The organism is Streptomyces xiaopingdaonensis (assembly GCF_000262345.1).
In the GTDB taxonomy this organism is placed as follows: Bacteria; Actinomycetota; Actinomycetes; order Streptomycetales; family Streptomycetaceae; genus Streptomyces; species Streptomyces xiaopingdaonensis.
The window spans coordinates 90149-115396 of record NZ_AJTQ01000186.1 but is presented as its reverse complement, the minus strand read 5'-3'; the positions used below and the strand labels follow the sequence as shown (position 1 = coordinate 115396).

Annotated in this window: 25 protein-coding genes; 9 read left to right on the top strand and 16 right to left on the bottom strand. The window is 72.0% G+C overall.

Annotated elements, in window-relative coordinates; all coding sequences use genetic code 11:
• The 4 genes from UWG_RS0115465 to UWG_RS0115450 form a co-directional block, all read left to right on the top strand.
• A partial coding sequence (locus UWG_RS0115465) for an aspartate aminotransferase family protein (RefSeq protein WP_016908130.1) occupies positions 1-1296 on the top strand: 1296 nt, incomplete at its 5' end.
• On the top strand, positions 1293-2726 hold the full coding sequence (gene hydA / locus UWG_RS0115460; RefSeq protein ID WP_016908129.1) for a dihydropyrimidinase: 1434 nt from the start codon (positions 1293-1295) through the stop codon (positions 2724-2726). The genes UWG_RS0115465 and hydA, both read left to right, overlap by 4 nt.
• 92 nt (positions 2727-2818) lie before the next feature.
• On the top strand, positions 2819-3835 hold the full coding sequence (locus UWG_RS0115455) for a TIGR03842 family LLM class F420-dependent oxidoreductase (RefSeq protein ID WP_016908128.1): 1017 nt from the start codon (positions 2819-2821) through the stop codon (positions 3833-3835).
• 318 nt (positions 3836-4153) lie between these two features.
• Positions 4154-5713 carry a hypothetical protein gene (locus UWG_RS0115450; protein WP_020372371.1) on the top strand — a complete coding sequence of 520 codons (1560 nt, stop codon included), beginning with the start codon at positions 4154-4156 and terminating at the stop codon, positions 5711-5713.
• 203 nt (positions 5714-5916) lie between these two features.
• Here the strand turns inward: UWG_RS0115450 and UWG_RS0115445 are convergent, their stop codons facing one another.
• Positions 5917-6138, bottom strand: a complete 222-nt coding sequence (locus tag UWG_RS0115445; RefSeq protein ID WP_016908127.1) for a hypothetical protein — start codon at positions 6136-6138, stop codon at positions 5917-5919.
• A 261-nt stretch (positions 6139-6399) separates the two neighbouring features.
• Complete coding sequence (locus tag UWG_RS0115435; protein ID WP_016908125.1) at positions 6400-6645, bottom strand: DUF7848 domain-containing protein; 246 nt, start codon at positions 6643-6645, stop codon at positions 6400-6402.
• 395 nt (positions 6646-7040) lie between these two features.
• Here UWG_RS0115435 and UWG_RS0115430 point away from each other — a divergent pair, with 395 nt between their 5' ends.
• Positions 7041-7877 carry a helix-turn-helix domain-containing protein gene (locus tag UWG_RS0115430; protein ID WP_029391474.1) on the top strand — a complete coding sequence of 279 codons (837 nt, stop codon included), beginning with the start codon at positions 7041-7043 and terminating at the stop codon, positions 7875-7877.
• A complete protein-coding gene (locus tag UWG_RS32195) occupies positions 7874-8077 on the top strand; it encodes a DUF397 domain-containing protein (protein ID WP_078495662.1) in 204 nt (67 codons plus the stop codon). The genes UWG_RS0115430 and UWG_RS32195 overlap by 4 nt, the downstream gene beginning before the upstream one ends.
• A 568-nt stretch (positions 8078-8645) precedes the next feature.
• On the opposite strand, the gene UWG_RS0115425 is transcribed toward UWG_RS32195, so the two are convergent.
• Together UWG_RS0115425 and UWG_RS0115420 are read right to left on the bottom strand one after the other, a co-directional pair.
• Positions 8646-9686 (bottom strand): NAD(P)-dependent alcohol dehydrogenase, encoded by a 1041-nt coding sequence (locus UWG_RS0115425; protein ID WP_029391473.1) that lies wholly within the window; start codon positions 9684-9686, stop codon positions 8646-8648.
• Positions 9687-10003: 317 nt separating this feature from the next.
• Entirely contained in the window at positions 10004-11440 is a 1437-nt protein-coding gene (locus UWG_RS0115420) for a sugar porter family MFS transporter (RefSeq protein WP_029391472.1), read from the bottom strand.
• 378 nt (positions 11441-11818) lie between these two features.
• On the opposite strand from UWG_RS0115420, the gene UWG_RS0115415 reads away from it, so the two are divergent.
• Positions 11819-12211, top strand: coding sequence for a VOC family protein (locus tag UWG_RS0115415; protein ID WP_016908121.1), 393 nt, complete (start codon positions 11819-11821; stop codon positions 12209-12211).
• 60 nt (positions 12212-12271) lie between these two features.
• Here the strand turns inward: UWG_RS0115415 and UWG_RS0115410 are convergent, their stop codons facing one another.
• A complete protein-coding gene (locus tag UWG_RS0115410; protein ID WP_016908120.1) occupies positions 12272-13207 on the bottom strand; it encodes a helix-turn-helix domain-containing protein in 936 nt (311 codons plus the stop codon).
• A gap of 86 nt (positions 13208-13293) precedes the next feature.
• Between UWG_RS0115410 and UWG_RS0115405 the strand changes: the two genes are divergently transcribed.
• Positions 13294-14100 carry an alpha/beta fold hydrolase gene (locus tag UWG_RS0115405; protein ID WP_016908119.1) on the top strand — a complete coding sequence of 269 codons (807 nt, stop codon included), beginning with the start codon at positions 13294-13296 and terminating at the stop codon, positions 14098-14100.
• A 219-nt stretch (positions 14101-14319) separates the two neighbouring features.
• Here the strand turns inward: UWG_RS0115405 and UWG_RS0115400 are convergent, their stop codons facing one another.
• The 6 genes from UWG_RS0115400 to UWG_RS0115375 form a co-directional block, all read right to left on the bottom strand.
• On the bottom strand, positions 14320-15606 hold the full coding sequence (locus UWG_RS0115400; RefSeq protein ID WP_016908118.1) for an MFS transporter: 1287 nt from the start codon (positions 15604-15606) through the stop codon (positions 14320-14322).
• Positions 15603-16151 carry a helix-turn-helix domain-containing protein gene (locus UWG_RS0115395; RefSeq protein ID WP_050988582.1) on the bottom strand — a complete coding sequence of 183 codons (549 nt, stop codon included), beginning with the start codon at positions 16149-16151 and terminating at the stop codon, positions 15603-15605. Before UWG_RS0115395 ends, UWG_RS0115400 begins: the two co-directional genes overlap by 4 nt.
• Positions 16152-16287: 136 nt before the next feature.
• Complete coding sequence (locus UWG_RS0115390; protein ID WP_016908116.1) at positions 16288-16596, bottom strand: GNAT family N-acetyltransferase; 309 nt, start codon at positions 16594-16596, stop codon at positions 16288-16290.
• 240 nt (positions 16597-16836) lie between these two features.
• Positions 16837-17166 carry a hypothetical protein gene (locus tag UWG_RS31450; protein WP_016908114.1) on the bottom strand — a complete coding sequence of 110 codons (330 nt, stop codon included), beginning with the start codon at positions 17164-17166 and terminating at the stop codon, positions 16837-16839.
• A gap of 154 nt (positions 17167-17320) precedes the next feature.
• Positions 17321-17731 carry a hypothetical protein gene (locus UWG_RS0115380; protein WP_106429967.1) on the bottom strand — a complete coding sequence of 137 codons (411 nt, stop codon included), beginning with the start codon at positions 17729-17731 and terminating at the stop codon, positions 17321-17323.
• A gap of 271 nt (positions 17732-18002) precedes the next feature.
• Entirely contained in the window at positions 18003-19058 is a 1056-nt protein-coding gene (locus tag UWG_RS0115375; protein ID WP_016908112.1) for a lipoate-protein ligase LplAB, read from the bottom strand.
• A gap of 260 nt (positions 19059-19318) precedes the next feature.
• On the opposite strand from UWG_RS0115375, the gene UWG_RS0115370 reads away from it, so the two are divergent.
• A complete protein-coding gene (locus UWG_RS0115370) occupies positions 19319-20362 on the top strand; it encodes a zinc-binding dehydrogenase (protein ID WP_016908111.1) in 1044 nt (347 codons plus the stop codon).
• A 287-nt stretch (positions 20363-20649) separates the two neighbouring features.
• Here the strand turns inward: UWG_RS0115370 and UWG_RS0115365 are convergent, their stop codons facing one another.
• The 5 genes from UWG_RS0115365 to rfbB are packed head-to-tail and all read right to left on the bottom strand — an operon-like array spanning position 20650 to position 25247.
• The gene (locus UWG_RS0115365) at positions 20650-21744 is read right to left on the bottom strand and encodes a FecCD family ABC transporter permease (RefSeq protein ID WP_016908110.1); all 1095 of its coding nucleotides are present in this window, start codon (positions 21742-21744) and stop codon (positions 20650-20652) included.
• Positions 21741-22793: a FecCD family ABC transporter permease gene (locus tag UWG_RS0115360; RefSeq protein ID WP_016908109.1), complete on the bottom strand. Its 1053-nt coding sequence runs from the start codon at positions 22791-22793 to the stop codon at positions 21741-21743. Before UWG_RS0115360 ends, UWG_RS0115365 begins: the two co-directional genes overlap by 4 nt.
• Positions 22790-23407, bottom strand: coding sequence for a dTDP-4-dehydrorhamnose 3,5-epimerase family protein (locus UWG_RS0115355; protein ID WP_016908108.1), 618 nt, complete (start codon positions 23405-23407; stop codon positions 22790-22792). Before UWG_RS0115355 ends, UWG_RS0115360 begins: the two co-directional genes overlap by 4 nt.
• Positions 23404-24294, bottom strand: a complete 891-nt coding sequence (rfbD, locus tag UWG_RS0115350) for a dTDP-4-dehydrorhamnose reductase (protein WP_016908107.1) — start codon at positions 24292-24294, stop codon at positions 23404-23406. Before rfbD ends, UWG_RS0115355 begins: the two co-directional genes overlap by 4 nt.
• Positions 24291-25247: a dTDP-glucose 4,6-dehydratase gene (gene rfbB / locus UWG_RS0115345; RefSeq protein ID WP_016908106.1), complete on the bottom strand. Its 957-nt coding sequence runs from the start codon at positions 25245-25247 to the stop codon at positions 24291-24293. The genes rfbD and rfbB overlap by 4 nt, the downstream gene beginning before the upstream one ends.
• Position 25248: the final 1 nt, after the last annotated feature.

The following is a 25248-nucleotide window of genomic DNA, read 5'->3' as shown; positions in this document are numbered from 1 at the left end:
CACCGCTCCGTCCTCCCCGACTGGCTCGCCCTCTACTACGACGAGCCGATCGAGCTCTCGCACGGTGAGGGCCGCCACGTCTGGGACGCGGAGGGCCGCCGCTACCTCGACTTCTTCGGCGGCATCCTCACCACGATGACCGCCCACGCCCTCCCCGAGGTCACCAAGGCGGTGACCGACCAGTCCCAGCGCCTCCTCCACTCCTCCACCCTCTACCTCAACCGCCCCATGGTGGACCTCGCGGAGCAGATCGCCGACCTCTCCGGCATCCCCGACGCACGCGTCTTCTTCACCACCTCGGGCACCGAGGCCAACGACACGGCGCTGCTCCTCGCCACCGCGTACCGCGGCTCCAACCAGGTGCTCGCGATGCGCAACAGCTACCACGGCCGGTCCTTCTCCGCCGTCGGCATCACGGGCAACCAGTCCTGGTCCCCGACGACCCTCTCCCCGCTGCACACCCTCTACGTCCACGGCAGCGTCCGCCACCGCGGCCCCTACGCCGACCTCGACGACGCCGCCTACATCGACGCCTGCGTCGCCGACCTGGAGGACGTCCTCGCCCAGACCGGCGGCCGCGTCGCCGCGCTCATCGCCGAACCCGTCCAGGGCGTCGGCGGGTTCACCGCGCCGCCCGACGGCCTCTTCGCCGCCTTCCGCGAAGTCCTCGACCGCCACGGCATCCTGTGGATCACCGACGAGGTGCAGACGGGGTGGGGCCGCACAGGCGACCACTTCTGGGGCTGGGAGGCGCACGCCGGCAACGGCCCGCCCGACCTGCTCACCTTCGCCAAGGGCATCGGCAACGGCATGTCGATCGGCGGCGTCGTCGCCCGCGCCGAGGTCATGGACGCGATCGACGGCAACTCGATCTCCACCTTCGGCGGCAGCCCCGTCACGATGGCGGCAGGCAACGCCAACCTCGCCCACCTCCTCGACAACGACCTCCAGAGCAACGCCCGCCGCGTCGGCGCCCTCCTCAAGGAGCGGCTCGAAGCGGAGGCCGAGGGGCTCGGCGTCGTCTCGCAGGTACGGGGGAGGGGCCTGATGATCGGCGTCGAACTCGTCGACCCGCGCAGCGGTCAACCAGCGCCGGACGCCGCGTCGTTGGTGCTGGAAGAGGCCCGCAGAGGCGGCCTGCTCGTCGGCAAGGGAGGAGGCCACGGCCACGCCGTCAGCAGCGTGCTGCGGGTCGCGCCGCCGCTCAGCCTCACCGCGGAGGAAGCGGAGGAGGGCGCCGCGATCCTCGGCGCGGCCCTCCGCGCCGCAGAGAGCGCAGCAGGAGGCGACCGATGACGTCCCCGCAACCCGGCGCCTCCGGAGCCCCGGGCCGTACCGCCGTACGCGGCGGCCTGCTCGTCACCGCGAGCGACGAGCTCCACGCCGACCTCCTCATCGAGGACGGGCGCATCGCCGCCGTCGCCGCCCGGCACAGCGACGTCGCCGACGGCTGGCAGGCCGACCGCACCCTCGACGCCACGGGGAAGTACGTACTCCCGGGCGGAGTCGACGCACACACCCACATGGAGATGCCGTTCGGCGGCACCTTCGCCTCCGACGACTTCGAGACCGGCACGAGAGCGGCAGCCTGGGGCGGCACCACCACCATCGTCGACTTCGCCCTCCAGACCAAGGGCCGGGCCCTCCGCGAGGGCCTCGACCAGTGGCACGCCAAGGCCGACGGCCGCTGCGCCGTCGACTACGGCTTCCACATGGTCCTCTCCGACGTCACCCCCGAGTCCCTGCACGAGACCGACCTCCTCGTCGAGGAGGGGGTCACCTCCTTCAAACTCTTCATGGCGTACCCCGGTGTCTTCTACAGCGACGACGGCCAAATCCTCCGCGCCATGCAACGCGCCGCCGACAACGGCGGGTTGCCGATGGTCCACGCCGAGAACGGCATCGCCATCGACGTCCTCGTGGAGCAGGCGCTCGCCGAGGGCCGCACCGATCCGCGCGTCCACGGCGAGGTGCGGCGCGAGCTGCTGGAGGCCGAGGCCACCCACCGGGCGATCCAGCTCGCGCGCGTGGCGGGGGCGCCGCTCTACGTCGTGCACGTCTCGGCGGAGAAGGCCCTCGCCGAACTCGCCTCCGCGCGGGACGAGAACCTGCCGGTCTTCGGCGAGACCTGCCCGCAGTACCTCTTTCTCGACGTCGAGAACCTCGCGGAACCCGACTTCGGCGGCGCCAAGTACGTCTGCTCGACGCCGCTGCGGCCCAAGGAGCACCAGGAGGCGCTCTTCCGGGGGTTGCGCACCGACGACCTCCAAGTCGTCTCGACCGACCACTGCCCGTTCTGCTTCTCGGGCCAGAAGGAGCTGGGCCGCGGCGACTTCAGCAAGATCCCCAACGGTATGCCGGGTGTCGAGAGCCGCATGGACCTCCTCCACCAGGCCGTCGTGGAAGGGAAGTTGACCCGCCGCCGCTGGATCGACCTCGCCTGTGCGAGCCCGGCGCGGATGTTTGGCCTCTACCCGAAGAAGGGCACGCTCGCGCCGGGCGCCGACGCGGACATCGTCGTCTACGACCCGCACGCGGAGCAGGTCCTCTCCGCCGAGACCCACCACATGAACGTCGACTACTCGCCGTACGAGGGCAAGCGGATCACCGGCCGCGTCGAGACGGTCCTCTCCCGCGGGACCACCGTCCTCGACCGCGGCGAGTACACCGGTCGGGCCGGTCACGGCCAGTACGTGCCCCGCGGAACCTGCCAACTGCTCGGCTGACACGCGGGGCCGACCGCGGGCCATCCGGCCGGCCCCGCGCCCCCGACAGCCCCCAAGCGACGGAAAGTTGAGGGACCACGTTGCGCGACGACATGGACTTCGGGCTCGTCCTCCAGACCGACCCGCCGGCCTCGGCGACGGTCGCGCTGATGCAGCGTGCGGAGGACCTGGGGTTCGACTACGGCTGGACGTTCGACTCGGCAGTCCTCTGGCAGGAGCCCTTCGTCATCCACAGCCGCATCCTCGCCGAGACGGAACGCCTCCGCGTCGGCCCGATGGTGACCAACCCCGTGACGCGGTCCGTGGAGATCACCGCGTCGACCTTCGCCACCCTCAACGAGATGTACGGCAACCGCACCGTCTGCGGCATCGGCCGCGGCGACTCGGCCCAGCGCGTGGCGGGACGCCGGCCGACGACGCTCGCCCGCCTCGGCGAGGCGATCTCCACGATCCGCGAACTCGCCGAGGGCCGCGAGGTGTCCATGGAGGGCACACCCGTCCGCCTCCCCTGGGTGAAGGACGGCAGCCTGCCCGTCTGGATGGCGGCGTACGGGCCGAAGGCGCTCGCCCTCGCCGGCCGCGAGGCCGACGGCTTCATCCTCCAACTCGCCGACCCCTACCTCACGGCCTGGATGGTCGACGCGGTGCGCACCGCCGCATCCGACGCGGGCCGCGACCCGCAGGACGTCACCGTCTGCGTGGCCGCGCCCGCCTACGTCACCGCCGACGACAGTCCCGAGGCGCTCGCGCACGCGCGCGAGGAGTGCCGCTGGTTCGGCGGCATGGTCGGCAACCACGTCGCCGACCTCGTCGCCCGCTACGGCCGGAGCGGAGGCGCCGTACCCGAGGCGCTCACGGCGTACATCGAGAACCGTCGCGGCTACGACTACGCGCACCACGGCCGTGCAGGGAACCCCGACACCGCCTTCGTGCCGGACGCGGTGGTGGACCGCTTCTGCCTCCTCGGCCCGCCCTCGGCCCAGGTCGAACAGCTCGCGGAGCTGCGGGGGCTGGGGGTGGACCAGTTCGCGATGTACGCCATGCACGACGCGCGGGACGCGACGATCGAGGCGTACGGGGCGGAGGTGATCCCGGCGATGCGAGGGTGAGCGGCTCGTCGGGCTTGGCCTTCCGTGCGTGTCGGGTCCCGGAGCCTTCGGTGACCTCCGCACCGTCGGATCGGTGGCCGAGCACCGGACGGCGTGACCGCCCGCACGCCTGCTGGGGCCCTGACTCCGCCAACACAACGCCGTGCGTGGCGAGTTGAACGGCGGCAGAAGGCGGCCGTGAGCGTGAGGCGGGCCGAGTACGGCAGTTGGCGTCCGGCGGCCAGGCACGACCCGAGCCGCGCGGTCATGGCAGGAACCGTAGCCGTTCCGTCATCCGACGGTGCCCATGGCGTGTGCGTGGGCTGTTCGACTGGAGCGATGGCTTCCGCACACGCTGCCGTCCCCCGCCCGCGTTCCTCCGCTTCCGGCCGGCGGCGTTCCCCGCTCGTCCGCGTTCTGCTCGTCGGCGTCCTCGCTCTGCTCGGCACCGGCCTCGTTCCGCCGAGCAACGCCGTCGGCGACGAAGGCTCCGACGCACCCGGACTCGAGGCGCCCGACGCGTTCCGCGTCGCGCCGCACGGCGGAAAGCCGCGCCCCGACCGCGAGAAGCGCCTCCTCATCAGGTACGACTCCGGAGCTCTGCGCGGTGAGGCGAAACGGTCGACGCTCACCATGGACGTCACGGGCTCCTCCGACGTCCTGCGACTCAAGCAGTTCGGTAGCGGCTGCTCCGGGTCGGACCGGAAGGTGGTCTGCCGCGTCGGCGAGAAGTACGACAGTTGGACCGACCGGGTCGGGGCCCGGCCGCGCGCGGCGCCAGGAAGCAAGCCGGGTGACACGGGCCGACTGCACGTCACCTTCCGCGACTCGGAGGGCAAGACGAGCCGGGCGACGACCCGTGTCGACGTCGGCGGCCCCTCCCTCGCCCTGCGCAAGCACGGCACCCTCCGCATGGGCTCGGGCAAGCAGCACGCCGTCACGCTCGGCGTCCGCAACACCGGTGACCTGCCGGCCGACGGCTTCGCCGTCACCGCGACGGTGGAGGAGGTGCTGGAACCCATCCGCCGTTCCCGGACGTGCGACTACTGGCCCTCCAACGGCACGACCGTGACGTGCCGCTTCCCCGGGGTCCGCATCGAACCCGGCGAGGAGGCACGCGTCGAGGACTGGCTCGTCCTCCGCGCCTCGCGCACCGCGATGTACGCCTCGTTCCGGGCGACCGTCACCCTCCTCGGCACCGGTGCCGACAACGGGGGCCTCGACGGTAGGTCCCGCTCCACGGCGGAGCCCTCCCCGACCGGCACCCCGCATACCGGCACCGGCGCCGCGCTCACCCCGGAGGTGGGCAAGGCGAGCGGTGGGCGCAAGGAGTACAGCGAGGAGAAGGACGTCTGGACGAAGGTACGCATCGCCAACCGCCCGGACTACGCGGTCGTTTCGGAGATCTTCGCCGTCGACGACGGCCGCCGCCTGCGGGTGGGCCTGCGCAACGACGGCTCGGGCGATCCAGGGGGTGGCGACCGCGTCTCGCTCGTCCTCACGCTGCCGAAGGGGACCGAGGTACGCAAGCAGCCGATGCAAGCGATCGACGAGGGCGCGTACGAGCCCGTCTGCCGCCACCGCGGCCTCACCTACACCTGCCCGTTGCGGGCAGTCGCACCCGGCGAGACGTCCGCGCTCGACTTCGAGGTGCGCAAGGGCGCAGGCGCGGAGAACGGAAAGGCGAAGGCCGCCCTCAGGATCGACGACACGAAGGCGGACCACGCCGACCCGGACACCGCGAACAACACCCGCGCCTTCGACCTGTTCGGTGTGCCCGCCAAGGCCGTTCCTGAGTCGGGGCCGGGAACGGGCGCCGTGGTCGGCTACGTACTCGGCGGGGGTGCGGTTCTCTCGGGGGCGGTCGTGCTGGTGAGGCGGAGGATGCGGAGGCGGTGAGGCGGGACGCCGTGCCGACTCCGCGTCGTCGAAGTGCGCCTGCCCGTCCGGGAGGAGTTGACGCGGTACTCGCAGGCGTCTGCGGACGATTGTGCAGCAGGTGAGTCTCACGCACGTCTGAGCCTCGGGAGGGCCGAGGCTCAGCGTTCCGTCGACGGCCCGCTCCGGACCCGGGGCGAGGACACCGGGTCCGGAGCGGAGTCTCAGCGGCGCCCCGTGCGACGGAAGACCCGCATGCGTTCGGGTGGTCTGAGGAGTTGGAGGCGGCCGTTGTCGAGATGGAGGACGCGGCCGCGGCCCGAGCTGCCGGGGGAGTAGAGGTCGACGACGGTGCACCATCGTCCGCCGTGGAGTACGCGGTCACCGCGGCGCACGTCGAACGGGCCCAGGCCGCCTGGGACTTCGTACCAACCGGTGCGGAGCATGGTGGGGTCCTAGAGATAGATCTGGGCGTTGCAGTCGGCGCAGCGCTTGCCGTCGGGGGTCAACTTGCGGTGGATGCAGTTCGGTTGTTTCGGTTGTGGTTTCGGCTTCGGTGCCGGCTGTCGCTCGTTTTTCATGTCACGCTCCCGTCCGGGTGAGCCAGGCGGCACACAGCACGAAGCCGATGCCTGCGGTAAGGGAGAAGAGGAAGAGCGGGCCCGCCCACGCGCCGATGCGGCGGCGTAGGGCGTGCGCGGCCCGGGTCACAGCCACTCGCCGGGGACGGCGCGGTAGGGGCGGGTGACGTGTTCGCGGTAGGTCAAGTGCTCGGGATGCGAGCGGAGATGGACCGGAATCCACTGGTGCGCTGTGCCGGGATTGTCACTTCGGGGGCCGGTAGCGGCGCAGACGGCGCACTCCAGCGCGTACGAGTGCGGCTCGGCGTCGGGTTCGGCGTCGCGGGCGATGCCGAACTTGCGGAAGCGGTAGGCCGTGCTGGCTCGGGGCATGCTTGATCACCCTGTAGGCGGGAGGGGGTGCGGGGGTGTGCTCACCTGCGTGCCGACGGGCCTGCCGTGACGGGTCGTCCGTGAAGGCCGGACAGCCGCTACTGCATCAAGTCCGTTGCAGGGGAGGGAATGCGGATTCTTCAGTCCGACGGATGAGGACTGTTCCCGGTGGGCATGGCGGCGCCTCAGCATGGAGTGGTGTCTGCTGCCGGAAACCGCTGGTGTGCGCGTCCGTGTTCGGACGCGACGCGGTTTTGTCCCTTGGGTGGGATACCGGAAGCTGACACATGACTGGCTCCGCTCTGTAGCGACACCATTACCAGGGCGATTCAGCGTGGCTCACGGTGAGCCACTACTCAACTTGTCAGCCGTGCACGGAAAGTTGGTGACCCGCCCTGAACCGCAAGGACTTGAACCCCGAAGTCAGCCCACAGGCCGCGTTCGGTGCACGACTGCGCAGGTCGCGCGAGGCGCGAGGCTGGAAGCAGGAGGAGTTGGGCGAGCGGATGGGATATTCCAGCACGCACATCTCGGCCGTCGAAACTTCTCGGAAGCTTCCTACCTTGCGCTTTTCGCGCAGTGCCGACAAGGCATTCGGCCTCGAAGGCACGGCGGACACGTTCGAGCGCCAGTGGCGCAAGATTCGGCACGGCAGCCTGCTGGAGGGGTTTCCGGAGTTCGTGGGGCACGAGAGCCGGGCAGTGGAGATCCGGCTGTACGAGGTGGGCGTGATGCCCGGGCTGCTTCAGACGCCGGAATACGCCTCTCTTCTTGCCGAGAGCGCAGTCAAACGCGGGTCGATCACGCCGGACCAGGCCGCCGAGCGAGTCGCACTCGTCGCAGAGCGGCAAGCCGCACTTGCCCGCTCAGCCCCGCCACTGGTCTTCGCCATGCTCGACGAGGGTTGCGTCCGCCGCCCCGTCGGCGGATCTGCTGTCATGGAGGCCCAGTTCGAGCGGTTGCTTGAGTTCGCCGAGCTGCCCAACACCGTGCTCCAGATCGCCCCGTTCGACATGGGGGCTCGTCGACCGTTCGACCTGCCGCTTTACATCCTCACGATGCCGGACCGTTCGCTCATGTCGTACGCCGAGTCCGCTCAACGAGGGCATCTCGAACGTGACGGCAAGTTCGTCTTGCCGATGCTGACCGCCTACCATCAACTACAGGCCGACGCGCCATCACAGGCGCAGTCCGTAGCCATGATCAGGCAGCTTAGAAAGGGCACCCCGTGACGACCGAATCCATCCGCTGGGTCAAGTCCTCGTACAGCAACAACGGTGGCGCCTGTGTTGAGTGGGCTCCAGGCCAGGCGTCTGAAAACGCTGTCCCCGTCCGGGACTCCAAGACCACGGAGGGCCCCGTGCTGGCGTTCCCCTCCCTCTCGTGGCAGCGCTTCGTGCGCGGCGTCGCCGACGGGCGGTTCAGCGCATAGGCCGTTGACTCCGGCCGCTCCTGTGAAAGGTGGAAAGTGCCCTGGCTGCCGACGAGTCGGCGGTTGCAGGGCACTTACGTGTTACCGGGCGCGCGCACATGGTCGAGCACCGGACGCGGGCATGCCGTCTTACAGCGACAACGACGGCCGACGTGCGTCTTCCAACTTGCCTGCTGAGGCGGCAAGTTGAAACACATTCACGGCCCAGTCGGGCGCCTCCTGCTACCTCGATCTTCGCCCAGCCCCGGTCGAGGAGCACCTGAGGCAGAGACCAACCGGTCTACCTGCCCAGGCCGAGGTTGAGTTCGCCGGAATCCGGTACCTCCCGCGATCTGCTCGTCGAAGAATACGAGCAACGAGTCGGGAATAGCGCGTCGCCGAGCCAATTCCACCGGAGGACGGGGCTTCCCGCAGCTCGGGGTTGAGCGGCGCCGGATGCGCCGCTCAACCCCGGGGGATTCGGCCGCGGTTGCCGGATTCAGGCCCGTGGGGTCGCCATGTACGTGAACCCGAGGCACTCGCCGAGGGCTGACGTGCCCGGGCCGTCAGAGCGCGGCGGCCCGTGCCGTCAGATCGTGGACGTGTCGATCACGAAGCGGTAGCGGACATCGGAGTTGGTGACGCGCTCGTAGGCCTCGTTGACTTGCCCGGCCTCGATGAGTTCGATCTCCGCACCCAGCTCGTGCTCCGCGCAGAAGTCGAGCATCTCCTGCGTCTCGGCGATACCGCCGATCATGGAGCCGGCGAGCTGCTTGTTGCCGCCGATGAGGGAGAACAGACTGAGGGAAACCGGCTCCTCAGGGGCGCCGACATTCGCCAGGACACCGTTCGTCTTGAGGAGGGCGAGGTAAGCGTCGTAGCCCAGGGGAGCGGAGACCGTTGAGAGGATCAGATCGAAGGAACCGGCGAGATCCTTGAAAGTCTGCTCGTCACTGGTGGCGTAGTAGTGGTCGGCCCCGAGCCTGAGGCCGTCCTCCCTCTTGCGCAACGACTGGGACAGGACGGTCACTTCGGCGCCCAGCGCGTGCGCGATCTTCACGCCCATGTGGCCGAGGCCGCCGAGTCCGACGACGGCGACCTTCTTGCCCGGCCCGGCGCCCCAGTGCTTGAGCGGCGAGTATGTGGTGATGCCCGCGCACAGCAGCGGGGCGGCCACGTCCAGGGAGAGACCGTCGGGAATGCGGAGGGTGAAGGCCTCGTCGACGACGACATGGGTGGAGTAGCCACCGTAGGTGGGCTCACCGTCCCGGCCGACGCCGTTGTACGTCTGCACATTGCCCTGCGCGCAGTGCTGCTCGAAGCCCGTACGGCAGGCTTCGCACTCGCGGCAGGAGTCGACCATGCAGCCGACGCCGACCCGGTCGCCGACCTTGAACTTGGTCACACCTGCGCCCACCTCCTCGACAACACCGGCGATCTCGTGGCCGGGCACCATCGGGAAGATGCCCTCGCCCCAGCCGTTGCGGGCCTGGTGGATGTCGGAGTGGCAGATGCCCGAGTACTCGATGGCTATCAGAACATCGGACTCGCCCACAGTTCGGCGCTCAATGGTGGTGCGTTCCAGTGGAGCCTTGGGGCTCAATGCTGCATATGCGGAAACCGTAGTCATGCCTTCCAGTTTGCCAGCGCATACGGCAGCCCGGCAAAAGTGAGAGCACATTCTCAAGCTTGTCCCGGATTCCGGCAGCGTGAAAATCATGGTCTGTCCGGGTCCGTCTCCGTACAGCGGCGCGACTGCTCCATCGCTCCGTGAATACGGAGCCGGTTCGCCCGACGCGACCGTTCCAGCTCCTTGTCCGCCGGGCACACCCGCCCCGAAGGCTTCAGGTGACGATGCGGTCGATATACCGCACTGCGGGGCGAGTTGTCGCAGCGTCAGGTCGGTGCGCCGGCACGCGGCGACCAGGAACACGCGGTCCACCGGCGTCAGCCGCCCTTCCGCTGGTGCGTCTCCCCGGTCATCGACTCCAGCTCCCGCTGCTTGGTCTCCGGGACCTTGCTGCGGACGAAGACGAAGGAGGCCGCGGCGAAGAACGCGAACGCCCCGTACAGCCAGGAGAGGCCGACCCGCTCCGTCATCGGCTCGAAGGAGAAGGTGACGAGGAAGTTGAAGATCCAGTTGGCGGCGGTGCCGATCGCCAGCGCCATGGCCCGCATCCGGTTGGGGAACATCTCCGCCAGCATGATCCACATGATCGGGCCCCAGGAGAGCGCGAAGAAGACCACGAACGCGTTGGCCCCGACGAGGGCCACGGGGCCGTAGGGGTCGGGCAGGGAGATGTCCTCGCCGCTGCCCCGCTGCTGCGAGAAGGCGACGGCGGTAACGGCGAGCGCGACGAACATGCCGACCGAGCCGATCGACAGCAGCCTGCGGCGGCCCACGCGGTCGACGAAGAGCATCGAGACGACCGTCATGACGACGTTGACGCCGGCGGTGATGACGGAGGTCGTGAAGGAGTCGGACTCGCTGAAGCCGACCGACTGCCACAGCGTCGTCGAGTAGTAGAAGATCGCGTTGATGCCGACGAGCTGCTGGAACGCGGCCATGGCGATACCGACCCAGACCAGCGGATGCAGTCCGAAGCGGGGGCCTCGGAGATCGCTGAAGCTGCTCTTGTGCTCCTTGCGGAGGGTCTCGCGGATCTCCCGCACCTTGGACTGCGGTTCGGCGACACCCGTCACCCTGCCGAGGACCTCCGCGGCCTTCTCGTCCTTGCCCGCCAGCACGAGGTAGCGCGGCGACTCGGGGATGAGCAGCGCCAGCACCGCGTAGACGCCGGCGGGGAGCACTCCGACGAGGAACATCCAGCGCCAGGCCGGCATGCCGAACCACAGGTCCTGCGAGGCGCCGCCGGCGGCCCCCGCCAGGCTCTTGTTCGAGCTGAGGACGACGAGCTGCCCGATGGTGATGGCCAACTGCTGGAGGGAGCCGAGCGCACCGCGGCCCGAGGCGGGCGCAACCTCGGAGATGTAGGCGGGCGCGATGACGGAGGCGATGCCGATGCCGAGGCCGCCGATGACGCGCCAGAGCAGCAGGTCGGGCACGGAGAAGGCGAACGCGGACCCGGTCGAGCTGATGACGAACATCGCCGCGCTCAGCAGCATCACGTTGCGGCGGCCCCACCCGTCGGCGAGGCGGCCCGCGTACCAGGCGCCCACCGCGCAGCCGAGGAGCGCGATCGAGACGACGAACCCCGAGAGGAAGTCGCCGAGCTGGAAGTGCCCGCTGAGGGAGTCGACGGCGCCGTTGATCACGGAGGAGTCGAAGCCGAAGAGGAACCCGCCGACCGCCGCGGCGATCGAGATACCGACGGCTTTGCCGTGGTGGCCGGACGGCTGTGTCGCGGAGGCCGTGTCAGCCATGAAGAGCGTCACCTCACCAGGTACGTGTATGCGGCTTCGGTCGACTCCGAGGTCGAGATGCCTTTTCACCGGTAGCGGGCGCGCCCTGGTCTACCCGCGGGCCACCGTACGACCCGTCGGGAGCGGCCTGTCAAAGGATCGCTCCGGCACGATGTGTCACATGCGGCCGTCGGAGGATTCACCACGGTGCGACGGGCTTTCGCTTGCCGCGCGGTGACCCCCGACGGTGCCGCGGTCGTGCGGTTGTTCTTCCGGAAGAGGACGGAAACGGGGGACATCGGCCGTCCGGGTGTCGTACCGTGCTGCCGCGGCATCGCGTGTCGGTCACCGGCAGGGTGAGGCATGGAGGTGTCGGGAGATGCCTATGGAGGCATTCTTTTGGCAGTCGAGTTGAACCACACGATCGTCCACTCACGGAACAACCGGGAATCCGCTGAATTCTTCGCGGAGCTGCTGGAACTCGAAGTCGGCCCGGAATGGGGCCCGTTCGTCCCGGTGGAGCTGGGCAACGGCGTCACCCTGGACTTCGCCAGCATCCCCGAGCAGCACATCACACCGCAGCACTATGCCTTCCTCGTGTCCGAGGACGAGTTCGAAGCGGCCTACGCCAAGATCTCCCGACGCGGCCTCGCGCACTGGGCCGATCCCCATCAGAAGCATCCGGGGACGGTCAACCACAACGACGGCGGCAGCGGCGTGTACTTCCTGGACCCGAACGGGCACCAGATGGAGCTGCTCACCGTCCCGTACGGCGGCTGGCCGGAGCAGTAGCCCGGTCAGGGGCCGCACCTTCGACGGGTGCGGCCCCGCCTGCTCGCCGGTGCCGTGGGTTCAGGCGTCCGTACGCGCCAACTGGCCGTCGAGAGCGGCCCGGTGCCAGTCGTCGACGGCTCCGGGGGTGGGCTCGTCGGCGGGTGCCAGGCGGCTGGCGAGCTGCCAGTAGCGCTCGATCACCGGGTCGGCCGTCCGTGCCAGGTGGCGGCTGAGGTCGCGGCGGAACGCCAGGGTGTCGCGGGCACCGCGGGCGCGGGCGTGGGCGGCGACGAAGCAGTCGAGGGCGTCCCCCTCGTGCGGCGGGCGCCCGGCGCGCAGGTGTGCCGACGTGAGCGGCACCGCCTCGGCGAGGCCCTCGTAGAGCGCGTCGGTGCGGTAGTGGGGATGCGTCGCCGAGAACGGGACGCAGAGGTCGACGCTGAGCCGGCCCCTGGTGGCGAGGGTGTGCAACTCTGCCTGGTCGAGGACGTGTTGGGGAGTCGGGTCTGCGGGCGGGCGTACCACCGCGGCCTCCACGACGACGTCGAGCAGGCGGCGCGGGATGCCCGGCGGGAGCAGCCTCCGCCAGAAGCGCGCCAGGTCCGTCGTGTCGGGCGGTACCTCCAACCCGCCGACGAGCAGCAGGCGCTCGGCGCGCAGCTCAGGCGGGCTCTCGTGGAGGAGGCGGAGCGCCGCTTCCCGCCAGCGGAGCGCGGTGAGTTCCGTGCCGAGGTCGCCCAACTTCCGTGCCGCGGCGCCCTCCAGGGCTCCGTCGAAATCTTCCTCGGGGTGCGCCAGCAGGCGGGAGACCTCCGGCAGGGAGAGGCCGAGTGCGCGCAGCGAGCGGACCCGGCGCAGCCGCTCCACCGCTTCCGGTGCGTACCTGCGGTGCCCGCCTGTGCTGCGGACCGTCTCGGGGAGCAGCCCGCGGTCCGAGTAGTAGCGGACGGTCTTGACCGTGGCGCCGGTGCGTGCTGCGAGCTCGCCGATGCTCAACGTCTCGTCGCGGAGCAAGGGTTGAACCTCCCGTCGCTGGAGTTCCTAGCGTACTGAGCAGGCGGCCGGACAGGACGGCCCGCACGACGACCACGGGAGGTCGCATGACCACTGAGCCGACGTTCGTCCTCGCCCCCGGCGGCTACCTGGGCGGTTGGGTGTGGGAGGAGGTCGCCGACCGGCTGCGCGCCGCCGGGGCCCGAGCGCACCCGGTGACCTTCACCGGCATGGGGGACCGGCGCCATCTCGCGGGCCCCGCCGTGGACTTGGAGACGCACGTCGAGGACCTGGTGCAGATCCTCGACCACCTCGAAGGGGAACGCGTCGTCCTCGTCGGGCACTGCTACGGCATCTTCCCCGCGGTCGGCGCGGCCGATCGGCGCGGCGCCCGCGTCGAGCGGGTGGTCTACCTCGACGCCGCGTTCCCGCTCGACGGCTACTCCGTCCTGGAGCTGCTCGACGAGAGGGAGCCCGACTCTCCGCGTCAGGCCGTGATGCGGCAGCACACCGTCGAGGCCGAGGAGGGTTGGCGGATTCCGGCGCCGACCGCCGAGCGGTGGCGGGGCACCGCCACCTCCGACCTCGACGAGGCCCAACTCGCGTGGATGGTAGGGCGAGCGGCGCCCCAGCCGCTCGGCACCTTCACCAGCCGCCTGCACCTGAAAGGCGCCGCGGCCGAGATCCCGCTCACCGGCGTCTTCTGCACCCGCAACGGCACGAGTACGGCGGTGGCGGCCGAGCTCGCCGCCACCGGCGACCCGCGGTTCGCCGCCCTCGCACGACCCACCTCGGCCTTCTTCGACCTGGACACCGCGCACTTCCCCATGGTCTCGGCGCCCGAGACGCTCACCGAGGTGCTGCTGCGCGCGGGGCGGGGCGAAGGGGAGCGGCTCGCCGAGGGAGTCCCGTAGGGCGTCGCGCGCGGCTCCGGGGACAGACGTTGCGCCGCTCCTACGGGGGTGGGGCGGTGCGGCGGCCCCGGCCGAACGGGGTGCGGCGGAGACCGGTCGGCGCCCGTCGGCGGATTGCGGAACCAGCCACCGCCCCCTGGAGAGCCGCCGCGGCCGCGCCGGCGGCGGGCGGCGCGCTGTGCCGGCGCGCGACCGGTGGGCGGCCACCCAGTGAGCGCCCTACGTCGCCGCGCCGGGTCTCTCCTCCACGGCGGCGTCCCCGACGTCGCCCGCTCCTGCGCGGACGGTGAGCCCGCGCACCTGGCGGCTGCAGAGGACGAGCCCCGTCGCGGCGACGAGCAGCGCGGTGCCGCCGAGCAACGTGAGGCGTGTGCCGTGCTGTTCGGCGAGCCAGCCGGCGGCGACCTCGCCGAGCGGGAGGGCGAGCAGGGAGCCGAGGACGTCGTAGGAGTAGACGCGGGCGAGCCGGTCCGTCGGGATGTTCTCCTGGAGTGACACCTCCCACGCGACGCCGAACTGCTCCATCGCCACGCCGTTCACGAACATCGCCGCCACCAGCAGCGCGAGCGGCGCCGTCTCGGCGAGCGCCAGCAGCGGCAGCGCGTCGAAGACCACGACGGCGACGCCGAGCCGCAGGGCGTGCCGCACGCGGGAGCGCGCCGCGAAGAACCCGCCGACGAGCGCACCCGCCATCTGCACGGCGAGTACGAGCCCCCAGAGGGTGCGCCCGAAGGTGTCGTCGGCGATCGTCGGGCCGAGCACGTGAACGCCGCCCGCCGTCACGGCGTTGACGACGAAGAACTGGAGCACGACGAGCCACACCCACCGCCGTGCCGTGAACTCCCGCCAGCCCTCGTGGAGTTCGTGGAGCGGACGCGAACCCTCCCGGGGCGGCTGCGGGATGCGCACCCCGTGGTAGGCGACCGCGGCCCCCGCGAAGAGCATCGCGTTGACGGCGAAGCCCCACGCGGGCGAGAAGGTCGCCGTCACCGCCCCGCCGAGCGAGGCACCGGCGATCATCCCGCCCTGCACGCCCATCCGCGCCACGGCGTTGGCGGCGCGCAGCTCCCCGGCGGGGACCGTGTACGGGGTGAGCGCGACAGCGGCCGGGAGCGAGAGCGCGGCGACGGCCCCGTTGACGGTGCTCAGCGCCACGAGCGCCGGCAGCCCGCCGCTTCCGGTCAACAGGAGTGCGGCGACGGCGGCTTGGGCGGCCGCCGCCGCGAGGCTGGAGCCCTGGAGGATCACGCTCTTCGGCAGCCGGTCGGCGAGCATCCCGCCGAGCAGGACGAGCGCGACGTTGGTGAGGGAGCGCGCGGCGACGACCAGCCCCACGTGGACGGCCGAGCCCGTCAGGTCGAGGACGGCGAAGGCGAGGGCGATGGGCGCCATCGCGTTGGCGCAGTGCGTCAGCGTGCGCCCGGCGGTGAGGTTCCGCAGATTGCGTCGGCGCAGGGCCTTCAGGAGCGGGCCCTGCCGCTGCGTACGGATCCGGCGGCTTCTCACTCCTCGTCTCCCCGTCCGTCGGCCATGCAAAAGAGCAGCAGCGTCGCGCTGGTGGGGACGGCGCCCGGGCTGTCGGCGGGGACGGCCTCCTCGTGCACCAACTCGCCGATCTCCTCGGCGAGTTCGCGGACCCGCTCCCACGTCGCCTTCGGCAGCCAGACCTCCGCGTCGGTGAGCGAGCCCGGGTGCCGGGGATCGCGTCGGTGGGAGCGGCGGCGCAACTCCTCGCCGAGTGCGGAGGCGACGGCTGCGTACTCGTCCGCCTCGGTCCCGACGGTGAGACGGCTCGATCCGTCGTACCGGTACCGCTTGGCGAGGCCGCCGCGGACGGTCTCCTCGCCGTCGAGCCTCAGCAGGCCCGCCTCGTGGAGCCGGCGCAGGTGGTAGCTGACGTTGGCCTGCGAGGCGCCGAGCTCGCGGGCGGCCTCGGCCGCGCTGTACGCGCGTGCGGTGGTGAGCGAGAGCAGCCGGAGACGGAGCGGGTGCGCGAGGACGCGGAGTCCGCGCAGCTCTTCTCGCGGGGGATCAGGGGGAGTTGGCGGCATGGCGGAAGTGTCGGAGGGCGCGGGGGTGACCGTCAAACAGTTATTTGTAGGTCGACGCGGCATGCCACCGCGACCCGTGGTGGCATGCTTGGTGCGACCCTCGGCGCCGCGTCCTCCCGGCAGGCCGGCCGCCGGCTCAGTCCGAGACCGCGCTCTCCTCGTCGTAGACGAGCGCCTGGTACTCCGGGTGCTTGCGGATCCAGCCCGCGACGAACGGGCAGACCGGTACGACCTGGTGCCCCGCGGCCCGCTCCGCGTCGAGCCCCGCCCGCGCCAGCGCGCTCCCGACGCCGCGGCCCTCGTACGCGGGGTCGACCTCGGTGTGGAGGAAAGCGACGACCGTCGGCGACCGCACGTACTGCGCGAACCCGGCCGGCTCGCCGCCGATCCGGGCCTCGTACCGGTTGGCGTCCGGAACGTCCACGACCTCGACTTCCTCGCCCATGGCAGCTCCCTTCCCTGCGCCGACGACGGCCAGCCGGCCCGCGGCCCGGCGCTCCCGCACGCGAGCCCGGAAGCCACTTCAGGCTAAGGCCCGGCCTCTCGGGCCGCAGCCCGCCGCCCGGCCCTCAACTGCGCTGCTCGCGGTCCCAGTCGAGTATCCGGTAGCGGTACTCGGCGCCGAGCCCGTAGGTACCCAGCGGCTGCACACCGGCCAGGACCGTGCGCGTCACCGCCTCCTCGCTCACGCCCCGCAGGCGTGGCAGACGACGTACACCTCGTACCCCTCCTCCACCGCGCAAGCACCACGCACCAGCCTGCGCCGCCGGGCCCCAGGAACCGCAGCCGGACGCGGGCGTCCTCCCAGGCTCGTGGTGGTGCGGTCGATCCGTGCGTCCTCGCCGGGGAAGACCTCGCGCACGCCCCGGAGGAGCGGGACGCCGAAGCGCCGGCACGGCCGTCGACACCTCGAAGGGCGCCGCGGTGCGGGCGAGGCCTGCACCGCGTTCCGGAGGAACTCCATGGAGCGGGAGGCGACGGCGAAGCCCGCCTGGCTCCCGTTGTCGACGAGCATCAGGGCGTGGTTGCCGTGCGAGCAGCCGGTCGGAGACCTCGGGTGCCTGCGAGCCGGACGGCGCGTGAGCGGCCAGGGTGCGTCCTTCCGTGCGCACCCGCACTTCGCCGGACGCCCGGGCTCCACGACGGCCGCGCCCGCACGGCGGACCGCATCAGCGCCCGCCGACGAAGAGGGAGGCGGGGACGAACACCCGGTGTCCCGTACCGAATTGCACCCGCACGCCGGCGGCCGTCCACTCGGCCGACTCGATCCCCTCGGCGGCGACTCCGGAACCGAGGTCGACGTGGTGCCCGTAGCCGTGCCCCGGATCCCGCCCGACCACCAGACGGTACGTCTCCCGCCCGGAGAGCGTGCGCTCCTCGACGAGTGCCAGGTGGTGCCGCGACCCGTCCGCGTACTCCACGTCCGCCGGTGCCCGGCTCTCCTGGACGACGTCCGCCCGCGGCCACCACAGCACCGCGACGGCCGTCACCGTCACGGCGATCCCCGCGACGGCCCCGAGCACGGCGGCACCGGGACGGCTGGGACGACGGCGCCGCCCTTCGTGTGCGGAAGCTTCCACCTGCTCCTCCTGGGCGCCTTGGGTGCGGCGCCTCGACGCCCCAGGGGACGCACGGGGATGCGGTGCGGTTGCGGGGCGATTCGGGGCGCGGAGTGGGGAGTTGGGCGGGCCGGGGAAGGCGGCCGCGGGTATGTCGGCGGGTCTCGTCGGAGCGCTGCCGGCTCGCCGCGTCGGGTCCCGGTTTTCGCGGCCCGGAACCGAGCGGGTCCGCGCTGACGGCAAGTGCGGGGGAGTCGGACGGTCCGTTCGCCCGCAGCCGGGACGACTCTCCCTACGCCACCCGCCCCGTCCACTCCTCGCTGCCGAACTTCGTCCGTGCCAGCTCCTCGGCGCGGGCCGTCTCCTCGGCGGTGACGGCTCCTTCGGTGAGGCCGTAGCGCTGGGAGAAGGAGGCGATCATGCGGTCGATGATCTCGGCGCGGGGGAGGCCGGTCTGGCGGCGGAGGGGATCGACGCGCTTCTTGGCGCTGGTGGTGCCCTTGTCGGAGAGCTTCTCCTTGCCGATGCGGAGGACGTCGAGCATCTTGTCGGCGTCGATGTCGTAGGACATGGTCACGTGGTGGAGGACGGCGCCGTCGCCGGTGGCGATGCGCTTCTGGGCGGCGCCGCCGATCTTGCCGTCCTTGGAGGCGATGTCGTTGAGCGGCACGTACCAGGCGCGGACGCCGATGTCGCCGAGAGCGGCGAGGACCCAGTCGTCCAGGTAGGCGTAGGAGTCGGCGAAGGAGAGTCCGGAGACGAGGGAGGCGGGGACGGAGAGGGAGTAGGTGATGGTGTTGTCGCGCTCGACGAACATCGCTCCGCCGCCGGAGATCCTGCGGACGACGGTCACTCCGTGCCGGTCGGCGCCCTCGGGGTCGACCTCGTTGCGGAGGGACTGGAAGCTGCCGATGATGACGGCGGGCGAGGCCCACTCCCACACCCGCAGTGTCGGCGGCCTGCGGCCCGCGGCGACCTCCTCGGTGAGGACCTGGTCGAGCGCCATGTGGAGGGCGGGGGACTGCGGGGCCTCGTGGATGACCTGCCAGTCGTAGTCGGTCCAGTCGGTCGCCTCGGCGAGGGCGCGGCGGACCGCGACGGCGACGCCCGCGGCCGTGATCCCGTACATGACGGTGTCCTCGGGGACGGCCGCCTCGATCCTCGCGGCGAGGCCGGTGAGGTCCGTGTCGGCGGAGGCGCCCTCGAGCGACTGGTTGATCGCGGTGATCGCCTCGTCGGGCTCCAGGAAGAAGTCGCCGGCCACCTGCACGTTCCGCAGGACGCCGTCGCGCCGCTCCAAGTCGACGACGACCAGCTTGCCGCCGGGGATCTTGTACTCACCGTGCATGCCGAAATGCCTCCGTTGCTCCGAACCGTGCCCACGGTAAACGCCGTACGGGGCCGGGCTGTTCCGCGTCGGTCGGCGGAGCGGGCGCCTCCGGGGCGGGGCGGCGCCGCGACGTCCCGCTCAAAGCCCCGGTCACGGAACTCCGCGCCCGTGGGACGACTCCTGCCACGGGTGCCCCTCCCGCCTTGAGCAGACTTAACCGATCGGTATATCGTGGTCGTGGCTAAACAGATCGGTATACCTGTGAGGAGGTTCCAGCGATGCCCGAGACGATGCGCGCGGTGCGGATCACGGAGCACGGCGGACCGGAGGCGCTCGAACTGGCGGAAGTGCCCCTGCCCGTTCCGCAGGCGGGAGAGGTGCTGGTGAGGGTCGGCGCCGTGGCGCTGAACAACACGGACCTGTGGACCCGGCAGGGCGCCTACGGCCGCCCGGGGGACCCGAAGGCGCTGTCGGGCTGGCGGGGCGCGATCGACTTCCCGCGCATCCAGGGCGCCGACGTGGCGGGCCGGATCGTCGCGGTCGGCGCCGACGCGGACGAGAGCCTCGTCGGCCGCCGCGTGGTCGTCGACCCGGCGATCTACGACTCCGACGGCCCTGACGCGCAGCCCGTCGGCCTGATGGGAAGCGAACGCGACGGCGGTTACGCCGAGTACGTCACCGCGCGCACCGACCGTGTGCACGACGCGACGGAGTCCCCGCTCACGGACGAGCAGCTCGCCTCGCTGCCGACCGCCTACGGCACGGCACTCGGCATGATCGAGCGCGGACGCCTCCGCGAGGGCGAGACCGTACTGGTCTCCGGGGCGTCCGGCGGGGTCGGTCTCGCGGCGGTGCAGATCGCCCGCGCGCGCGGCGCGAAGGTGCTCGCGATCAGCAGCGGATCGAAGATCGAGTCGGTGCGCGAGGCAGGCGCTCACGCGGTCCTCGACCGCGCGCGCGACGTTCCCGAGCAGGTCCGCGACGCCGCGCCCGCGGGCGTCGACGTCGCGCTCGACGTCGTGGCGGGCGAGTTGGTGAGCGACGGACTGCCGCTGCTCCGCGAGGGCGGCCGGTGGGTCGTCGCCGGCGCGCTCGGCGGCTACGAGGTCGCCTTCGACGTGCGCCGTCTCTACCTCCACAACGCGCAGGTGATCGGCTCCGCGATGCACACGCCCACGCACTTCGGCCTCCTCATGGAGCTGGCCCGGCGGGCCGACGTCCAGCCCGTCGTCGCCGCGACGTTTCCGCTCGACCAGGCCGCCGAGGCACAGGAGGAGCTCGCCCGCAGGGGGCACGTGGGGAAGATCGTCATGCGGCCCTAGGACGGCGCCTGTTGCCCGGCCGGGGGACGAAGTCGGCACGCCGCCCGAGGAGTTGGGGCGGCCCGCGGGCAGCGGGGGCGGCGAGCGCACACCGGGTGCGCCTCGCCGTCCCCGCGTCCGCCCGCCGAACGGTCGCGACGCAGCCGGGTTTGCGGAACGGCGCGGCTCCCGCGTTCGGTTGCGCCACGTCGCTGAACGGTGCGGATGCGAAGGCCCGGTGTCGCGGAACGGAACGGACCGGACCGGACCGGCTCGGCCGCAGGCGCCCCGCCGCCGACCGCGCCCGACTACAGCCGCCCCGCTCGCCGTTGGCGCCACAGCAGCCAGGCGAGGTAGACGCCGCCCGCGCAGCCGGTGACGACGCCGACCGGGACGATGCCCGGCAGCTTGCCCGCGGCCCAGTCGGACGAGACGACGAGGAGTGCGCCGACCCACCCGGCCGGCAGCAGGTTCGGCCCGGGGGAGCGCGTGAGTCTCCGCGCGATCTGCGGTGCGGCCAGCGCGACGAACGGGACGGGTCCCGCGGCCGCGACCGACATCGCCGTCAGTCCGGTGCCGGTGACGAGCAGCAGTACCCGCGTCCGCTCGGGGCCGACGCCGAGCGCGGCGGCCGCGTCGTCGCCGAGCTCCAGGAGCGAGAGGCGCCGGGCCGCGGCGAGCAGCACGGGCAGCAGGACGAGCAGGCCGACGGCGGCCGTCGCGGCGTCGCTCCAACCGCGCCCGCCGAGGCTGCCGATGCGCCACGTCGCCGCCTCCGCCGCCTTGCCGAGGTCGGCCCGCACGAAGAGGAACGAGGTGACGGAGTCGAGGACCGCGGTGACGCCGATGCCGATGAGCACCAGCCGGTAGCCGTGTGCGCCGCCCCTGCGGGCGAGCAGGTAGACGGCGACCGCGGTGAGCAGGCCGCCGCCGACGGCACCTGCCGCCGTCGGTACGGGGCCCGAGTTGAAGACGAGCAGCGCCACCAGCGCACCCGTCGAGGCCCCGCTGCCGAAGCCGATGATGTCGGGGCTGCCGAGCGGGTTGCGGGAGAGCGACTGGAAGACGGCGCCTGCGACGCCCATGCCGAAGCCGACGAGGAGCGCGTCGAGCGCGCGCGGCAACCGCAGCCCCGTGACGACGAACTCGGCGCCTGGCGGCCCGTCCCCGAGCAGGGTGCGTACGACCTCGACCGGGCTGAGCGGGTATTCGCCCGAACCGATGGCGACCGCTGCCATGAAGAGCCCGAGCACCGCGAGCGCCGCGGCGACGTACACCGCGCGCAGCTCGAAGCGGAGGGAGAGGCGGTCGCCGCGGGTGCGCAGGTGGTCGCGGGTGACGCTGTGCCGCGGGGGACTTCGCGGCGGGTCGAGCGTGGTGCGGCCTGGGCCGGTCGGGCTCACAGTTGCGCCACCTTTCGGCGTCGTACCAGGTGGATGAAGAGCAGGCCGCCGAGGAGGGCGGTGATGATGCCGACCTGGATCTCCGAGGGCGGCGCGACGACGCGGCCCACAACGTCGGAGACGAGCAGCAGGACCGGCGCGTACAGCGCGCAGTACGCGAAGAGCCGCGGCGTGTGCGGCCCCGTGAAGAACCGCACCGCGTGCGGCACCATCAGGCCGACGAAGCCGATCGGCCCGCAGACGGCCGTCGCGCCGCCGCACAGCAGCGTCACCGAGACGACGGAGAGCACGCGCGTGCGCCCGGGGTTCGTTCCGAGGGCGCGCGCCGAATCTTCCCCGAACGCCATCACGTTGAGCGGCCGGGCGAGCGCGAAGGCGAGGAAGGCGCCGGCGACGAGGAGCGGCGCGGCCTGTGCGAGCAGGTCGCCCGAGCGTCCGGCGAGGCTGCCGACGTCCCAGTTGCGAAGCCGGTCGAGGGCGTGCGTGTCGAGGAGTTGGAGGCCGTTGATGTACCCGGAGAGCGCCGCGCTCACCGCGGTGCCGGCGAGCGCGAGCCGCACGGGGGTCGCGGCGCCGCTGCCGCCGAGCGCGCTGACGACGACCGAGGCGATCCCCGCGCCGGCGACGGCGAACCACAGGTAGCCGCCGAAGCTCTCCACCCCGAAGAGGCTGATCGCGGTGACGACGGCGGCGGAGGCGCCCGCGTTGACGCCGAGCAGCCCGGGGTCCGCGAGCGGGTTCCGGGTGAGCGACTGCATCACGGCGCCCGCGAGCCCCAGCGCGGCGCCGACCGCGACGCCGATGAGGGTCCGCGGCAGCCGCATGTCCTGCACGATCGCCGCTTCTTCGCCGCGCGTGCCGTGCACCAGCGCGTCCCAGACCGTCCCAGGCGGCACGGCCTCGGCGCCGGCGCACAGGCTCAGCGCCACGGAGCCGAAGAGGAGCACCACCCCGAGCACCAGCCCCGCGCCGCCACGCGCGGACCCCGAGTCCGGTGCACGTGCCGAACTGCCCGTGCCCGCAGCCGAGTCGGCGGCGAGAGCGGTCACGCGGCGCCCTCCGTTCCGTGGTGGGCGCCGCGGTACCGCAGGCAGGCGTCGTGGCGGGGGAGGAGTCCGGCCTCGGCCGCCTCGGCGAGCGTCGGCGCCTCCCGGTCCTTCGCGGAGAGGATCGGCTCGATGCCGGGCGGCCACGCGATGCCGATGCCGGGGTCGAGCGGCTGGATGCCGTGCTCGCGTCCGGGCGCGTACCCGGTGGAGCAGAGATAGACCACGGTGGCGGTGTCGCTGAGCGCGAGGAAGGCGTGGCCCAGGCCCTCGGAGAGGTGGACGGAGCGCCCGTTCTCCGCGCTGAGTTCGACGGCCTCCCACGCGCCGAACGTCGGCGAGCCGACCCGCACGTCGACGACGACGTCGAGGATCGCGCCCTGCACGCACGCCACGTGCTTCGCCTGGCCGGGAGGCACGTCGGCGAAGTGGACGCCGCGCAGCGCCCCGCGTCGGGAGACCGAGCAGTTCGCCTGCGCCGTCTCGAGCCGCTCGACCCGCTCGCCCGGCTCGACGGAGTCCTCGCGGCGGAAGAGTTCGTGGAACCTCCCGCGCTCGTCCGTGTGGACGCGGGGCGTACGGCGCCACGCCCCCTCGATCGTCAACGGTTCCTTCACGACTCTCCTTCGAGGTGCTGCGCACCTGACGGAACGATGTGGGGGAGCGCCTCGGCGAGCACCTCCCGCCAGTCCCGGGAGGCGGGTCGGCGAGGCGCGGGTGTGTGCTTCTGCGCCAGGACGCTCCACGCCGGGCGGGGCGCGGCGCGTGCGAGCGCCGCGCTGGAGACGGGCCGTACGCGCGCCGGTTCCGCGCCGCACCGCTGGAAGACCTCGCGGGCGAACTCGTACCAGGTGGTGCGGCCCGCCGAGGTGCTGTGGTGGACGCCGGTCGCCGGCTCGTCGGCGCGCCCGAGCGCGAGGAGGTGCCGGGCGACGTCGCGCGTCCAAGTGGGCTGGCCGTGCTGGTCGTCGACGACGTCGACGGTGCCGCCCGCCAGGGCGCGCCCGGCCATGGTGCGGACGAAGTTGTGCCCGTGCCTGCCGTAGAGCCAGGCGGTGCGCACCACCGCGCCCGCCGTCGGCAGTTCCGCCAACACGGCCTGTTCGCCCGCGAGTTTGGTGCGTCCGTACGCGGTGCGCGGTCCCGGCGGTGCATCTTCCGCGTACGGGGTGCGGTGGGTGCCGGGGAAGACGTAGTCCGTCGAGAGGTGCAGGAGCCGCGCGCCGTTCCGGGCGCAGGCCCGGGCGAGGAGGCGCGGTGCCTCGGCATTGTGCCGGTGTGCCTCCGGCTCGGCCTCCTCGGCGCCGTCGACGTCGGTCCACGCGGCGCAGTTGACGACGACGGAGGGCCGGGCCGTGCCGAGCGCCGCGGCGACGGCCGCGCCGTCCGTGACGTCCAACTCGGCGCGTGTGCACGGCAGTACGCGCTCCCCTGCGGCTTCGAGCACCGCGACGACGTCGCGTCCGAGCATGCCCCGCGCCCCGGTGACCAGCCAGGCACTCACCGGGCCCACCGCCCCGGATTGTCGCGGTACCAGGCGACGGTGGCGGCGAGCCCCTCCGCGAAGGGGTGCCGCGGCGAGTAGCCGAGCTCTTCGTGGATGCGGGTCCAGTCGACGCGGTAGCGCCGGTCGTGGCCCTTGCGGTCGGGGACGGGCGTCACGAGGTCCCGGTCGGCGCCGCAGGCGTCGAGGAGCCGCTCGGTCAGCTCCCGGTTGGTGAGTTCGGTGCCGCCGCCGATGTTGTAGACGCGGCCCGGTTCGCCGCTCTCCAGGACGAGTCGGAGCGCCCGGCAGTGGTCGGCGACGTGGAGCCAGTCGCGGACGTTGCCGCCGTCGCCGTAGAGCGGGACCGTCTCGCCGCGCAGAAGTCGGGTGGTGAAGAGCGGTATCAGCTTCTCCGGGTGCTGGCGCGGCCCGTAGTTGTTGGAGCAACGGGTGACGCGGACGTCGAGGCCGTGGGTGCGGTGGTAGGCGAGCGCGAGGAGGTCGGAGCCGGCTTTGCTCGCGGAGTAGGGGGAGTTGGGCGCGAGCGGCTCGTCCTCGGACCAGGCGCCGTGCGGTATCGAGCCGTACACCTCGTCGGTGGAGACGTGCACGAAGCGCTCGACGCCGTGGCGGACGGCGGCCTCCAGCAGCGTCTGGGTACCGAGCAGGTTGGTGGAGGCGAACTCCCCGCCGTCCGCGATCGACCGGTCGACGTGCGACTCGGCGGCGAGGTGCACCACGGCGTCGTGGTCGCGCATGAGCGCGTCGACGAGGCGGGCGTCGCGGACGTCCCCCTCAACCACGTCGAGGCACGGACCGGTAGCGGACGAGGGAAGGTTGGCGGGATTGCCCGCGTAGGTGAAGGCGTCGAGGACGGTGACGGTGCGGTGGGTCGAACTCCCCTCCGCCAGAAGGGAGTCGACGAGGTGGGAGCCGATGAAGCCGGCCCCGCCGGTGACGAGGATGCGCATG

Bases quoted from the DNA above. Each gene is read 5' to 3' on its own strand.
- hydA (WP_016908129.1), top strand. From the start codon at position 1,293: ATGACGTCCCCGCAACCCGGCGCCTCCGGAGCCCCGGGCCGTACCGCC.
- UWG_RS0115455 (WP_016908128.1), top strand. From the start codon at position 2,819: ATGGACTTCGGGCTCGTCCTCCAGACCGACCCGCCGGCCTCGGCGACG.
- UWG_RS0115450 (WP_020372371.1), top strand. From the start codon at position 4,154: ATGGCTTCCGCACACGCTGCCGTCCCCCGCCCGCGTTCCTCCGCTTCC.
- UWG_RS0115445 (WP_016908127.1), bottom strand. From the start codon at position 6,138: ATGCTCCGCACCGGTTGGTACGAAGTCCCAGGCGGCCTGGGCCCGTTC.
- UWG_RS0115435 (WP_016908125.1), bottom strand. From the start codon at position 6,645: ATGCCCCGAGCCAGCACGGCCTACCGCTTCCGCAAGTTCGGCATCGCC.
- UWG_RS0115425 (WP_029391473.1), bottom strand. From the start codon at position 9,686: ATGACTACGGTTTCCGCATATGCAGCATTGAGCCCCAAGGCTCCACTG.
- UWG_RS0115420 (WP_029391472.1), bottom strand. From the start codon at position 11,440: ATGGCTGACACGGCCTCCGCGACACAGCCGTCCGGCCACCACGGCAAA.
- UWG_RS0115405 (WP_016908119.1), top strand. From the start codon at position 13,294: ATGACCACTGAGCCGACGTTCGTCCTCGCCCCCGGCGGCTACCTGGGC.
- UWG_RS0115395 (WP_050988582.1), bottom strand. From the start codon at position 16,151: ATGCCGCCAACTCCCCCTGATCCCCCGCGAGAAGAGCTGCGCGGACTC.
- UWG_RS0115390 (WP_016908116.1), bottom strand. From the start codon at position 16,596: ATGGGCGAGGAAGTCGAGGTCGTGGACGTTCCGGACGCCAACCGGTAC.
- UWG_RS31450 (WP_016908114.1), bottom strand. From the start codon at position 17,166: ATGCTCGTCGACAACGGGAGCCAGGCGGGCTTCGCCGTCGCCTCCCGC.
- UWG_RS0115375 (WP_016908112.1), bottom strand. From the start codon at position 19,058: ATGCACGGTGAGTACAAGATCCCCGGCGGCAAGCTGGTCGTCGTCGAC.
- UWG_RS0115370 (WP_016908111.1), top strand. From the start codon at position 19,319: ATGCCCGAGACGATGCGCGCGGTGCGGATCACGGAGCACGGCGGACCG.
- rfbB (WP_016908106.1), bottom strand. From the start codon at position 25,247: ATGCGCATCCTCGTCACCGGCGGGGCCGGCTTCATCGGCTCCCACCTC.